Raw genomic sequence first — 13,397 nt, 5'->3', positions numbered from 1 at the left:
CGGGGGCGGACCAGGACCTGTGGAAGGGCACCACCCAGTTCGGTACGGCGTACCGGGAGGGGGCGTGGGCCGACGGGTCGAGCGCGACGGTACGCATCGACACGCAGGAGAACACCGGGGGCCGGGCGCGGTCGGGCATCGTGGTGCGCAACAGCCTCGCGACCCCGGGCTCCGCCGGCTCCCTGAACCTTGCGCGGCACTGTCGAGTTCAGCGGATGGCAGTTGTCGTGAGCGGGTGCCCCGGCGCATCGCACATGAGCGCACCGGGGTGACCATCGCACGATTCGCTCGTTCTGTTGAACGTGCGCCCACTGTCAGAGGTACCTTCCGCAGCCGGCCCGGCCGGTGTGGAGCAGGCCGGGGCCGCGCTCGTCGAGCACTATCCGCGACTGGTCCGGCTCGGCTATCTCGTACTGCCGCCGTCCCTCGGGTGCCATCGCCGTGTTCTGACAGCGCACGCCCTGGCCCAGCGGGCGCTGCTGTCGGGGCGCAAGGCAGGGTGTGTGGCCGAGGGCGGCGCCCCACCACCGCGCAGGTCCGCCGGTGCTGTGGTGGTGGTGGACCCGTCCTTTGCGTACGTCCGCGGGAGGGTGCTGCGTGGGGCGCTGGAGGCGGGCCGTCCGCTGCGCCGCCTCCGGGTGACACCCCTCCTTCCGCTGGTGTGGGGGCTGCGGCTGTTCCCGCATTCCGGCGGATCGGATGAACTCGCCCTGGAACAGGCCCTGTCGGCCCTCTCCGCTCCCGCCCGCGCCGCCTGCGTGCTGCGTGGGCTGGAGCGGCTGCCCGATGCGGAGGTGCGGCGGGTGCTCGCCGCTGCCGGGGTGACGGACCCGCATGCGGCGCTCGCGGAGGCGGAGGGCGTTTCGGCTCCGTACGCGCTGCTCGACTCCCCGGAGTTCGACCCCTGTTCGCTCCAGGCCCGCCCACCGGATCTGCTGCGCCGCCGACAGCACGCGAAGGCGACGGTGGCGGCCGTCGCGGCGCTGCTGGTGTGCGGGGCGCTGCTGGGGCTGCCGGGCGACGGCTGGGCGGGCAAAGGCCGGGGGCGCGGCACTGCGCCCGTATCGCCGTACACCCGTAACGCCGCCGCCGAACAGGCCCTGGATCCGGGTGCGTTGCACCGGGTTTCGGCTACGTTCTGGCGGCGCTCGCCCCGTACCGATTTCACCTCCTGGCCCACCCGTGGCGACCGCGCCAAAGACACCCGGCTGCTGCGCCGGGCGCTCACCGTATGGGCGCATCCGGACGCCGCGGTGCGTGCGTCGGCGACTCCGAGGACACCTGTCGGGCCGCCGATGGGGGCGCCTCAGCTGCTGTACGCGGGCGAGGTGGACCGGGCGACGGTGGTGCTGTTCTACGACGGGCTGCGCATCGTGCGGTACGCGGAGCCGCGTGACGCCTCCCCGGCCGAGGGCGTGGCACTCGACTTCGCCCGGGTCGACGGTGCGGACATGGCCTCGGCGGGCGCCCTGATCGCGGGCCGTACGCGCGACCGGGTCCGCTATCTCACCGCGCCCTGGGTGCATGCGGTCTCCGTACGGAACCTGCTCGCGCCGGGCAGCGCTCCGCGGCCGCTGCGCCGCACCCCCGACGGCGTGACCGCCGCGCTGACCAGCCCGGCGACGGCCGGGAGCTGCCACGCCTGGGATGCGATCGAGCTGCGCGACGGCTCGGCGACGCGTCTGATGACGGACCTCGGCGAGCTGACCCCCGCCCGGCTGACGTCGGGCCCGCCGTCCGCGGCGCACGATGTCTCCGGGCGGGCGGAGCGGGACAGCTGGGCGCGGACCGCCTGCCTGCTGCTCTCGGTCCGTTCGCACGGCGTACGGTCGGTGAACTCCTGGCAGTACGCCGAGCAGTTGCTGCCCGAGGACAACGGCTCCGCGCACTGGCTCTGCACCAGGGCGGAGACCTGGCGCGGCACCGGAAGCCGGGTCCTCGCCCAGTTCCAGGCCGTATCGGCACCGTCCGTCGCAACAGGCGGCCCGCCCGGGGCGGTCGCGGCCCGGGCCGAGGACACACCGGCCTGCGGGATGCGCGATCCACGGGTGCTGGCCGGGGTGCTGTGGAAGTCGCACGGCGGACGCTGGTACGTACTGGCCGCGGGCAGCGAGCAGTTCGCCTCGCTCACCACCTCGGGCGGGGTGGAGGGGCGGTCCGACAGCCGTCTCCTCGCCGTACCGGCCAGGGCGGGCGACCGGGCACGGCTGAACGGGACGCTGACGGACGGCAGTCGGGTCGCCGCCCTGCGCTGACGCCCGGCCTTCCCCGGGGGGTCAGGTATTCGCTGCACGACCCTGTTCCCGCGGCTTACCCATCAGTACATTGACAACATGTCTAACACGCAGCCAGCGCCGGTCGCGTCGGAGCGGACGCAGCTCAAGGCCCGCAAGGTCTCCTTCGCCTGGGAGAAGACGCCTCTGCACTGGGTACCGGGCGACCCGTTCGCCACGCACACCATCAACGTGCTCCATCTGCTGCTGCCCGCCGGGGAGCGCTGGTTCATCCATGTGTACCGACAGGTGCTGCCGTACATCCACGACGAGCAGCTGCGCCAGGATGTCATCGGGTTCATCGGCCAGGAGGCCGTGCACTCCCAGGCCCACGACGACGTCCTGCCCCGTCTGAAGCAGCTCGGTCTGGATCCGACGCCGTACACCGCGCAGGTCGACTGGTTCTTCGAGAAGCTCCTCAGCGACCGGACGCTGCCGCCGGGCCGGGCGCGGAAGTGGTGGCTGATGGAGCGGGTGGCGACGATCGCGGCGATCGAGCACTACACCGCGTTCCTCGGCGACTGGGTGCTGAACGCCGACGAGTTGGACCGGCGCGGCGCCGACCCGACCATGCTGGATCTGCTGCGCTGGCACGGTGCGGAGGAGGTCGAGCACCGCTCGGTCGCCTTCGATGTGTTCATGCATGTCGACGGCGGCTACCGGCGACGAATACGGACCTGGGCCGCGGCATTCGCCGCGCTGCTCTTCCTCTGGCAGCGCGGCACGCGCTTCTTCATGGAGAACGACCCGAGCCTGCTGCACGGCAAGGCGTCGTTCAAGGAGTTCTACATCAGCGGCAGGCGCGGCACCCTGCCCGCGACCGGTGATCTGCTGCGCTCCATCCCCCGCTATCTGAGTCACGCCTACCACCCCTCGCAGGAGGGCAGTACGGCCCAGGCAGTCGACTATCTCGCCCACTCGCCCGCGGCCACGGCCGCCGAGGCCCGTACGACGGGAACCAGCTGACCATGCCCCTCCCCCTGCCCCGTCTGCGCACCGTCGTCCTCGTCGCCGGCGCCGCGCTGCTCGCGAAGCGGGCCATGCGCCACCGTATCGAGAACTCCCCGCTCTGGCCGCTGCCGGCCCTGGAGAACCCGGTCTCGGGCCACTCCGGCCGCCGTTCCACCACCACCCGCCGCCTGCTGATCACCGAGCGGACCGAACCCGCCGACGGCGTGGTCCAACTCCGCCTGGAGGGACCCGACCTGCCCGCCTGGCAGCCCGGCGCGCACCTGGACCTCCTGCTGCCCTCCGGTCTGGTCCGCCAGTACTCCCTCTGCGGGAACCCCGCCGATCCCGACACGTACACCATCGCGACCCGCCTGGTCGAGGACGGCCGGGGCGGCTCCCGCGAGGTCCACGGCCGGCTCCACGAGGGCGAGGAGATCGAGGTCCGCGCCCCCCGCAACCGATTCCCCCTCGCCGAAGCCCCCGCGTACCTCTTCATCGCGGGCGGCATCGGCATCACCCCGATCCTGCCGATGCTGCGTTCCGTCGCCGACTCGGGCGCCGACTGGCGGCTGCTGTACGGCGGACGGTCCCGCGCCACGATGCCGTTCCTGGACGAGATCGAGAAGCTGGGCACGGAGGGCGACCGGGTGACGATCGTCCCCGGGGACGAGGCGGGCCACCCGGACACGGCCGCGGCCCTGGTGGACACCGCGGAGGGCACAGCGGTCTACTGCTGCGGCCCCGAGCCCCTGATGGACGCGGTCACCGCCGCCCTCCCGCCCGGCCGCACGCTGCACCTGGAACGCTTCACGGCAGCGACCACGAACTCGGCCGACTCCGGCCCCTTCGAGGTCGAACTGCGCCGCTCCGGCCGCACGGTCCAGGTGGCGGCGGGCCAGTCGGTACTGGCCGCGGTGCGCGAAGAGCTGCCGTATGTCTCGTACTCCTGTGAACAGGGCTTCTGCGGGACGTGCCAACAGCACGTTATGGAGGGCGAGATCGACCACCGCGACGAACTGCTGACGGACTCGGAACGGGAGGACTCGATGCTGATCTGCGTGTCGCGGTGCCGGGGCCAGCGGCTGGTGCTGGATCTCTAGGCGTGGAGACAGGCTGCCGCTCCACGTCCTCGTCGGCCCCGGCCCACCACGCCTCCCCCACCACCCCACTGGGTACCCTGTCCACCATGACGACCGGGGTGCGGCGCAGGATGGGCGTCGAGGAGCGCAGGCAGCAGTTGATCGGTGTCGCGCTGGAGTTGTTCAGTCACCGCTCCCCGGACGAGGTGTCGATCGACGAGATCGCGGCCGCTGCGGGGATCTCGCGGCCGTTGGTCTATCACTACTTCCCGGGGAAGCAGAGCCTGTACGAGGCGGCGCTGCGGCGGGCGGCCGACGAGTTGGCGGCGCGGTTCGTTGAGCCGCGTGAAGGTCCGCTCGGGGAACGGCTGTTGAGGGTGATGGGGCGGTTCTTCGACTTTGTCGAGGAGCACGGTCCGGGGTTCTCGGCGCTGATGCGGGGCGGGCCCGCGGTCGGGTCGTCGACGGCGAACGCCATGATCGACGGGGTGCGGCAGGCGGCCTACGAGCAGATCCTGGCCCATCTGGGGGTTGAAGATCCCCCAGCACGGCTGGAGTTGGTCGTGCGGTCGTGGGTTTCGCTGGCCGAGTCGACGGCGCTGATCTGGCTGGACGGGCGGCGGATTCCGCGCGAGGAGCTGGAGATGCAGCTGGTGCACGACTTCGCGGCGCTGGCCGTGGTGAGTGCCGCGTACAACACGGAGCTGGCGGGCATCGTGCTGCGGGTCTTCGCGCAGGAGCCGGCGGACGGACCGTTCGGGGAGCTGTTGAACCGGCTCTCCGCTCTGGCGCCCGCCGTGCCGGCCGTTCCCGTGCAGCGGCTGCCGTAACAGCCGTACGGCTCAGCGCTTGCGGTAGGACGGGTCCAGATCGCGGGTCTCCGCCGACGCGTGGACGGTGACGCCGTCGACGGGCTTGAGGTGGGCGGCCAGCAGCTCCAGTACGGAATCGGTCAGTTGTGCCTTGAGCTCTTCGGTACGGCCGGGCAGCAGGGCGATCGAAATGTTCAGGACCGCTTCGCCGGTGGCCGTGTCGCCCGCCACGAATTCCTCGATGCGCCGGAAGCGGGTCTTGCAGGCGGCGATCTTCGTGGTGACCGTCTCGGCGACCAGCGGGTGCAGGGCGAGTGCGAAACCGCGGCGGTCGAAGCCGTCGTCGAGCTCGGCGGAGTAGTCGACGGTGATCTGCGGCATCATGCGCTCCTGGGTGCGGGTACAGCGGGTACGGCCGGTTGTCCGACCTCACATTTACGCTGACCGGCATGACCGCACAAGAGGATTCGTTTCTTGATCCGGATGCCCTGGGTTCCCTCAGGCCCTACGTGAGCAGTTCGCCCTGGAGCGCGGCCGCGAGGCCCACCTCCGCATTGTCCGCCCGGCCCCTTTCGAAGGCGCGTTGGTAGGCGGCGTCGCCGACGGCCGCGCGGGCCTGGCGTTCGCAGGCCTCACGCAGGGGGCCCAGTTCCGGGGTGCCGCGTTGCGGGTGGCCGACCATGCGCCAGTAGACCTGTCCCGTGCCGTACACCCGGGCGGCGCGGGCGCCCGCCCCCTGGGCGGCGATCGCCGCGGCCAGAATGTCCAGGCCGAGCGCGATGCCGAAGCTGTCCCGGAGGCGGTGCTTGCCCGCGAGCATCGAGCGGGCGTGGGCGGCGGAGGCGTCTGCGTCGCCCTGCAGCAGGGCGATCAGCGCGAGTTGGTAGTCGACGTAACTACGGGTCCAGCACTCGTCCTGGGCCTCGCAGGCCGCGCGCAGGACCAGGGCCGCCGTCTCCGCCTCGTCCAGCCGTCCCAGGCTGGTGAGGGCGAAGACGGTGATGAGCCGGCAGCGCAGCCGGTAGGCCGTTTCGAGCGGGGTGGCGGTGCCGGTGGTGCGCAGTACCCGGTCGATCCTGCGAAGGCTCGCCTCGGGGCGGCCGGTCATCAGATGGGTGAGGCCGCACAGATAGGCGGCGGCGAGGATGCCTTCGTCGGCACCGTCGCGGGCCGCCGCCCTGGTGCACTCCCTGCCCAGGCGCCGGGCGGCCGGGTAGTCGCCCTGGAGCATGACGGTGATGCCCAGCACCCACAGTGCGCGGGTGCGGTGGGGTCCTTCGGCCGGTCCGGCGTCCAGGGCGCGCCGGGCGTATTCGCGGGTCTGCGGCAGATGGCCGCAGCAGCACCAGAAGAAGCCGATCCGGCCCGCCATCTCCTGGGCGGCTCCGGTGTCATGGACCAGCAGGTGGTCGAGGGCGGCACACAGGTCGGCGTGCGACTCGGCGATGCGGTGGTACCAGGTGATCTGTTCGTCGCCGGTCCAGCCCGCGTGGGCGTGGCGTGCAAGGCTGAGGAAACAGGCGGCGTGCCGGTCGGCGGCGGTCCGTTCCTCGCCGAGCTCGGCGAGCCACATCCGTCCGTACTCGCGGATGGTGTCGAGCATGCGGTGCCGTACGCCGTCCCGTCCGACGACCGACTTGGCGACCAGGCCGTTCAGTGCCTCGGTCACACCGTCCTCGGTGAGCGGCCCTTCGGCGCAGATCTCGCGGGCCGCGGCCTCGTCGAAATCGCCGCGCAGGACGGTCAGCCGGGCCCAGAGCAGCCGTTCCAGCGGTGTGCACAGCTCGTGGCTCCAGCCGATGGCGGTGCGCAGGGTGCGGTGGCGCGGCAGCCGGAGCGATTCGTCGGTCGGTACGTCGAATCGGGAGCCGATCCGTACGGCGACCTGCTCGACGGTTTCCCGGCAGAGGGCTCCCGCCGCGAGTTCGATGGCGAGCGGAATGCCTTCGAGGCGGCGGCAGATCTCGGCGGCGGCCTCGGCGTTGCCCGGCGCGTCGAGTGCGAGCCCCGGGGCCGCCGCGGCTGCCCGGTCCCGGAACAGGGCCAGTGCGTCGGCCGCGCCCTCGACGGGCAGCGGTTCCACCTCGACGAGCTGCTCGCCCTTGATGCCCAGGGGCTGCCGGCTGGTGGCGAGCACGGTGAGGCCGGGTGACGTGGTGAGGATTTCGCCGAGCAGATGCGCGCACGCGGAGCGCAGATGCTCGCACGAGTCGAGGACCAGCAGCAGTTCCTTGTCGACGAGCCATTCGCAAAGAGCGTCGATGGGCATGCGCAGGGTGTGGTCGCAGAGCCCGACCGCGTCGGAGACGGTCGCGATGAGCAGCCCGTCGTCGTGGAGCGGCGAGAGATCCGCCCACCGGGCGCCGTCGCGGTGTCCGGCCGCCGCGTGCCGGGCCGCGCGGACCGCGAGCCTGGTCTTGCCGACACCGCCGCTGCCCGTGAGTGTGGTCAGCCGGTGCGCGGCAAGGCTGTGTTCGAGCCTGGCGAGTTCCGCTTTCCGTCCGACAAAGCTCGTTGTCTCCTCGGGGATGTTGCTCGCCATGGTCACCGTCGCTGAAACAGGTGGACCGGCCGGTCCCGGCCCCTGATTCCCGTACTGCGCAGGCATGGGAGGACGCCTGGCGTACCGGAAAGGGGCCGGGACCGGCCGGGGGTAGGAGGGCACGCCCGGGAGTGCGGTGCTGCGGCACTCCCCGGCGGCTGCTGCCTCTCAACGTAGTCCCGTACGGCTCAACTCAGGGAAAACACCGCCACTGTGCGTCCCGGGACGGTGAAGCTTCCCGAACTCCTCTCGTACGTCGACTTCTTGACGGTAGAATCCGCGCCCGCAGCCTGGACAGGATGCAGGATGTACTGCTGCCCGGCCAGACCGGCGATCTTCTGGGTCTCGGCGCCGGGGGCCGCGTTGAGGACGACCACCAGCTTTCCGAGCCTCATCGTGATCACACCCGGTGTCTCGTCCTTCCCGGAGAGCGGGAAGGACAGGGCGGACTGGACCTGCTCGGTGGTGGAGAGGTCGAAATCCTTCTCCGTGGAGCGGATGGTGAGCAGGTCCTGGTACGCGGCGGACGCGCCGTTGATCTGTGCGCAGCCGGGGGTGAGCGCGGCCCCGGTCAGCAGCGGCCTGGCATAGGACCACTTGGACTCGTTGTCGGCGGCCGGGGGCAGTCCGCGGCCGAAGCCGTTGCCGTCGCGGCAGTCCCAGTGCAGGGCGTTGAACCAGTCACCGCTGTCGTACGAGTTGCGGTCCAGGGACTTGGAACGCAGCAGATCGGTGCCCGCCTGGGAGAGCGAGGGCCCCTGCGAGAGGGTGGCCGTCGCCATCGCCAGGACCTGCATACGGGCCCGGTCCGCCGCTGATGTGCCCGCCGGGAGCTTGAACGCGAGTGCGTCGTACAGCGACTCGTTGTCGTGGGCGTCGGCGTAGGCGAGGGCGTCACCGGGGGCCGCGGCGTATCCGGCCGGGGCGCCGTTGTAGTCGACGCCGGACCCCTTGACCGTGCTGCCGGAGGAGTCGGTGAAGGTGTAGCCGGCGAGGTTGCCGGTGAGGCCGACCTTGATCAGGTCCTGGTAGTGGAGCAGCCGGGCCTTCTGTTCGGCCTTCGTGCCGTTGGCGGTGGAGGTGTTGGGGTCGGTGTAGAGGCCGGTGGCGAAGCCCTGCACGCCCGGGTCCTCGTCGAAGGGGCTGCCGCCGCGGACGGCGTCGCGGGACCGGTCGGAGAAGGTGGCGATGCCGGTGCCGGCCATGTTCTTCTGAGTGGCCTGGACGAAGCGGGCGTCATCGGCGATCTCGCCGAAGTTCCAGCCCTCCCCGTACAGGATGATCTTCTTGCCGTCGACGCCGTCCTCGGCCGCGGTCAGCGCGTCGAGCGCCTTGCGGACGGCGAGGATGTTGGCCTTGGGGTGGTGGCCCATCAGGTCGAAGCGGAAGCCGTCGACCTTGTACTCCTTGGCCCAGGTGACGACCGAGTCCACGACGAGCTTGCCCATCATGGTGTTCTCGGGTGCGGTGTTGGCGCAGCAGGTGGAGGTGGCGACGGTGCCGTCCTCCAGCAGCCGCTGGTAGTAGCCGGGCACGATCCGGTCGAGCACGGACTTGTCGTCCTGGCCGGAGGCCACGGTGTGGTTGTAGACGACGTCCATGACGGTCCGCAGGCCCGCGCCGTTCAGCCCCTGCATCATCTGCCGGAACTCGACGGTGCGCTTGGTGCCTTCCGGGTCGGAGGCGTACGAACCCTCCGGGACGGTGTAGTGCAGCGGGTCGTAGCCCCAGTTGAAGCCGTCCTGCGCCGCGGCCTTCGCCACGCAGGCCTGCTGCTCCTCGGAGTCGGGGGCGTACACGGACAGATCGCAGGCCGGCTTCTGCTGGGCGGACTTCTTCTCGGGAATGGTGCCGATGTCGAAGGCGGGCAGCAGATGGACGTAACCGGTACCGGAGTCGGCGAGCTGCTTGAGGTGCTTCATCCCGTCGGAGCGGGTGTCGGTGAAGGCGAGGTATTCGCCGGGGTGCTTCGAGGTCCGGTCCGCGATCGAGAAGTCGCGGATGTGCAGCTCCTGGATCCGGGCGTCACGCAGCGGGACGGCGGCGGGCTTCCTCAGCCCGGACCAGCCCTTCGGCGCGAGGCCCGGGTCGTCGAGGTCGGCCACGAGGCTGCGCGCGGAGTCCGTGGTCAGGGCGGTGGAGTAGGGGTCCGTGACCTTGTTGGTGACGATCTTCTGGACGGTGGGTGCCCAGACCTTCACGACGTAACGGTAGGGCTTGCCCGTCCACTTCTTCGTGCCCGTGACGGACCAGACGCCGGTGCGGTCGTCGCGGCGCATCGGGACGCTGCGGCCGTCGAGTTCGAGGGAGACGGTACGGGCGGTGGGCGCCCAGACGGACAGCGTGGGGCGGCCGTGGTCGAAGACCGGGCCGAGCGAGGCGGTGGCCGCGTTCTTCCCGTAGAGGTCGTCGAGCACTCCCGCGCTCTGTACGCCGGTGGCGGCGAGCAGCGCCCCGTTGGCGGCGCGCTGGGTGGCGATCAGCTGGCCGCGCAGCGCCTCACGCACCCTGTTCCGGTCGCGGACGTCGACGGTGAACGCCGGATAGTCCTTGAGGTGCGGGTACTTCGCCTTCTGCGCGTCGGTCAGCGCGGACGGTGCGAGCCGCAGCCACTGCCCCTCGTCGGAGAGTGCCCCGTCGACGACGGAGATGCCGCCGCCCGGTGCGTAGACGAGCTGCTGGCTGGTGGCTTCGGTCGCCTTCACCTTCCACACGACGGTGTCGGAGTCGATCCACTGCGCCTCGGCCTTGGTGAGGTCGGGCGTGGGTACGCCGCCGGTCTGCGGCAGCAGATAGCCGGGCGTGGAGCCGAGCATCCAGACCTCGTGCCCATAGGTGGCGATGTCGAGCGACTGGTCGCTGGGGAGGTCCTTCTCGTCGCCCTTGTGCAGGATGTAGCTGAGCGAGGTCGCGCCGTCGGTGAGCGGCACCTCGAAGGTGACGCCGAAGGCATCCTTCTTCGCCGGCTGGAGCGGCTTGGCCCAGTCGGTGGGGTCCTTGGCGCCGGTCCAGGTGTGCAGCCCCCAGCCGTCGTAGTCGCCGTCGGCGCGGTAGTAGTGCAGTACGGCCTTTGTGGTGTCCTGTGGCGGGTAGGCGCCGTCAGGGGCCTCGTCGGCCTGGCCGTCCTTGCCCTGCTCGATCCAGACCTGTCCGGTCTTCGCGAGGTCGACGGTGCGCTGGGGACCGTCGGCGGTGCCGGACTTCTCCACGGTGTACGGGAGGGAGGAGGCGCCCTCGTCGAGCCTGATCCAGGCGAAGGCCCCGTAGGCGTCCCGCCCGGTGAACCCGGCCGACTTGTCGCCCGCCCGGATCCGCCAGCCGTCGTAGTCGCCGTCCGTACGCCTGTAGTGGACGACGGCGTAGTCGCGCTCGACCGCGACGGGCTTCCCGGCGACGGGTACCTGTCCCGCGGTGGACGAGGCGAGGGCACTCGCGGTGCGGCCGGCACGGTCGACGACAACCGCCTTGTACCGCAAGGGTGTTCCGGCGGGCACCGTGTCGCCCACGGTCTGGGTGACCTTGTACGGGGCATGGTCGGCGGAGCCGAGCGTGACCCATTTCCCGTTGCCGGCCTGGGCGGCGAAGACAACCCGGTTCAGCTGTCCGCCGTCGACGTCGGCGGAGATCTCGACGGTGCCGGTGGCTCCGGCGCCGGGCGCCTTCAGGGTGACCGAGGGCCTGGCAGTGGGGTCGCCCATCGCCTTCCCCGCGCGCAGCACGATGCTGGAGAGGGCGGGCACGGTGACGGTGATCTTCTTGTCGGCGCCGCTACGGACCGTACCCGAACCACCGTACAGGGTACGGAAGTTCATGCCGGCCGACGCGGTGAGCAGCTCGACGGTCCTCGGCCCGGTGCCGTTGTTCGTGGCGACGACGTACTCGTGGCCCTGCTCGGCGTCCGTGCGGGAGAACGCGTAGACGGAGTCCTGTGCATGGCGCTCGGTCTGGACGCCGTTGCGCAGAGCCGGGTTCTTCCTGGTCAGCTCGGAGAGCGCGGCGATGTTCCGGTAGAGCGGGTGCTTCGTGTCGTACGCGTCGAAGGCATGGGTGCGGTCGGTGCCCAGCTGGTCGTCGTCGAGGTAGTCGGCGGTCTTCGAGGCGAACATGGTCTGGCGGGCGTCCTTGTCGCCGCCCGCGCCGGTGAAGCCCTGCTCGTCGCCGTAGTAGACGACGGGGTTGCCGCGGCTGAGGAACATCAGCTCGTTGGCGAACTGTGCGCGCTTGACGAGTTCCGCGTCATCGGCCTTCGGGTTGTCCTGCTTCAGGAAGGAGCCGATGCGTCCCATGTCGTGGTTGCCGAGGAAGGTGACCTGCTCGTAGGCGTTGGCCTTGTCGGTGGTGTACCGGTAGTCGTCGCCGAAGACGGCGGCCAGTTTCGAGGCCGGGGCGCCCTGCGAGGCGTACTGGCGTGCCGCTTCCTGGAACGGGAAGTCGAGCGTCGCGTCGAGCCGCCCCCGGGTGACGTAGGGCGAGGTGATGGCGGTGTCGGCGGAGTAGACCTCGCCGAACATGAAGAAGTCCTTGCGCCCGTGCTTGGCCGCGTAGGCGTCCAGGGCGGTCGCCCACTGGGTCCAGAAATCCAGGTCGACGTGTTTGACGGTGTCGATCCGGAAGCCGTCGATATCGAAGTCCCGGACCCACTTCTCGTAGATCTTCTCCATGCCGGAGACGACCTCGGGCCGCTCGGTCCACAGGTCGTCGAGGCCGGAGAAGTCGCCGTACGTGGTGGACTCACCGGCGTAGGTCGAGTCGCCGCGGTTGTGGTACATCGTCGGGTCGTTGAGCCAGGCCGGGACCTTGCTTCCCGTGTTCTTCGGCGTGTACGGGAAGGAGTCCGCGTCGACCTTCGCCAGGCCCTTGCTGTCGTCGAACGGGCGGCCGTCCTTGTCGAGGTACGGGTAGGCGCCCTTCGGCCGGTAGCCGTAGGTCTTCTCGGCGTAGTCGACGGTGTCCGCGGTGTGGTTGGTGATGACGTCGAAGAAGACCTTCATGCCCTTGCCGTGGGCCTTGTCGATCAGTTTCGACAGGTCGGCGTTGGTGCCGAAGTGCGGGTCGACCTGGGTGAAGTCGGTGATCCAGTAGCCGTGGTAGCCGGCCGATGCGTCCTTGCCGGCGCCCTGGACGGGGCGGTTCTTGAAGATCGGCGCGAGCCAGATGGCGGTGGTGCCGAGACCCTTGATGTAGTCGAGCCGCTCGGTCAGGCCCTTGAGGTCGCCGCCCTGGTAGAAGCCCTTGTCCGTGGGGTCGTAGCCGGTCTCCAGACGTGAACCGGTGAGCCCGCCACGGTCGTTGGAGGTGTCTCCGTTCGCGAACCGGTCGGGCATGACGAAGTAGAACTGTTCACGCGTCAGATCGTGACGGGCGGGCTCGGCGGCGAGCCGGGCGTCCGAGGGCGGGCCCGGGGGCCTCGGCGCGGCGGACGCGGATGCCGCCGGGACGACGGGGAGGAGCGCCGCGCAGATTGCGGCGACGACTCCCCGTCTGAGGGTGGGACGGGACACGGGGCAGGGTCTCCTTGATTGCGAGGGTTATGGGGTTCTCGGGGTGGACGGTCTTGTGGGGTGGAGCGAGGTCCGGTGCCGCATCGGGGCGTTTCCTCGGGTGCCGCAGACTCCCCGACAGCGTGGCTGACCGTCCTGTTACTGCGTCACCCTGCGGGGATCACCCCGACACGGCCCCTTCCGGCGCACCGGCCGACAGGGCGCGGCAGCCCGGCACGGAGGCGTACGGGCGACCCGGG

The 13,397-nt window shown here is 70.7% G+C and carries 7 protein-coding genes; 4 read left to right on the top strand and 3 right to left on the bottom strand.

The genetic code is table 11. The features are described 5' to 3' along the window. Nucleotides 1-302: 302 nt before the first annotated feature. The 4 genes from OG609_RS29460 to OG609_RS29445 all read left to right on the top strand — a co-directional run bounded on the left by OG609_RS29460 (nucleotide 303) and on the right by OG609_RS29445 (nucleotide 5,133). On the top strand, nucleotides 303-2,255 hold the full coding sequence (locus OG609_RS29460; protein ID WP_327275606.1) for a hypothetical protein: 1,953 nt from the start codon (nucleotides 303-305) through the stop codon (nucleotides 2,253-2,255). 78 nt (nucleotides 2,256-2,333) lie between these two features. After that, the gene (locus OG609_RS29455; protein WP_327275605.1) at nucleotides 2,334-3,239 is read left to right on the top strand and encodes a metal-dependent hydrolase; all 906 of its coding nucleotides are present in this window, start codon (nucleotides 2,334-2,336) and stop codon (nucleotides 3,237-3,239) included. A gap of 2 nt (nucleotides 3,240-3,241) precedes the next feature. Then, on the top strand, nucleotides 3,242-4,324 hold the full coding sequence (locus tag OG609_RS29450; protein WP_327275604.1) for a PDR/VanB family oxidoreductase: 1,083 nt from the start codon (nucleotides 3,242-3,244) through the stop codon (nucleotides 4,322-4,324). An 86-nt stretch (nucleotides 4,325-4,410) separates the two neighbouring features. Further along, entirely contained in the window at nucleotides 4,411-5,133 is a 723-nt protein-coding gene (locus tag OG609_RS29445; RefSeq protein WP_327275602.1) for a TetR/AcrR family transcriptional regulator, read from the top strand. Between the two features lie 12 nt (nucleotides 5,134-5,145). On the opposite strand, the gene OG609_RS29440 is transcribed toward OG609_RS29445, so the two are convergent. The 3 genes from OG609_RS29440 to pulA form a co-directional block, all read right to left on the bottom strand. Continuing rightward, nucleotides 5,146-5,496, bottom strand: coding sequence for a 5-carboxymethyl-2-hydroxymuconate Delta-isomerase (locus OG609_RS29440; protein WP_327278222.1), 351 nt, complete (start codon nucleotides 5,494-5,496; stop codon nucleotides 5,146-5,148). 124 nt (nucleotides 5,497-5,620) lie between these two features. Next, a complete protein-coding gene (locus OG609_RS29435) occupies nucleotides 5,621-7,657 on the bottom strand; it encodes an ATP-binding protein (protein ID WP_327275601.1) in 2,037 nt (678 codons plus the stop codon). A gap of 188 nt (nucleotides 7,658-7,845) precedes the next feature. Then, nucleotides 7,846-13,158: a pullulanase-type alpha-1,6-glucosidase gene (pulA, locus tag OG609_RS29430; RefSeq protein ID WP_327275600.1), complete on the bottom strand. Its 5,313-nt coding sequence runs from the start codon at nucleotides 13,156-13,158 to the stop codon at nucleotides 7,846-7,848. Nucleotides 13,159-13,397 lie beyond the last annotated feature (239 nt).

Origin of the sequence: Streptomyces sp. NBC_01224 (genome assembly GCF_036002945.1) — a bacterium.
Taxonomy (GTDB): Bacteria; Actinomycetota; Actinomycetes; order Streptomycetales; family Streptomycetaceae; genus Streptomyces.
This window is presented reverse-complemented; position numbering and strand designations above follow the sequence as displayed.

Bases quoted from the DNA above. Each gene is read 5' to 3' on its own strand.
- OG609_RS29455 (WP_327275605.1), top strand. From the start codon at position 2,334: ATGTCTAACACGCAGCCAGCGCCGGTCGCGTCGGAGCGGACGCAGCTC.
- OG609_RS29450 (WP_327275604.1), top strand. From the start codon at position 3,242: ATGCCCCTCCCCCTGCCCCGTCTGCGCACCGTCGTCCTCGTCGCCGGC.
- OG609_RS29445 (WP_327275602.1), top strand. From the start codon at position 4,411: ATGACGACCGGGGTGCGGCGCAGGATGGGCGTCGAGGAGCGCAGGCAG.
- OG609_RS29440 (WP_327278222.1), bottom strand. From the start codon at position 5,496: ATGCCGCAGATCACCGTCGACTACTCCGCCGAGCTCGACGACGGCTTC.
- OG609_RS29435 (WP_327275601.1), bottom strand. From the start codon at position 7,657: ATGGCGAGCAACATCCCCGAGGAGACAACGAGCTTTGTCGGACGGAAA.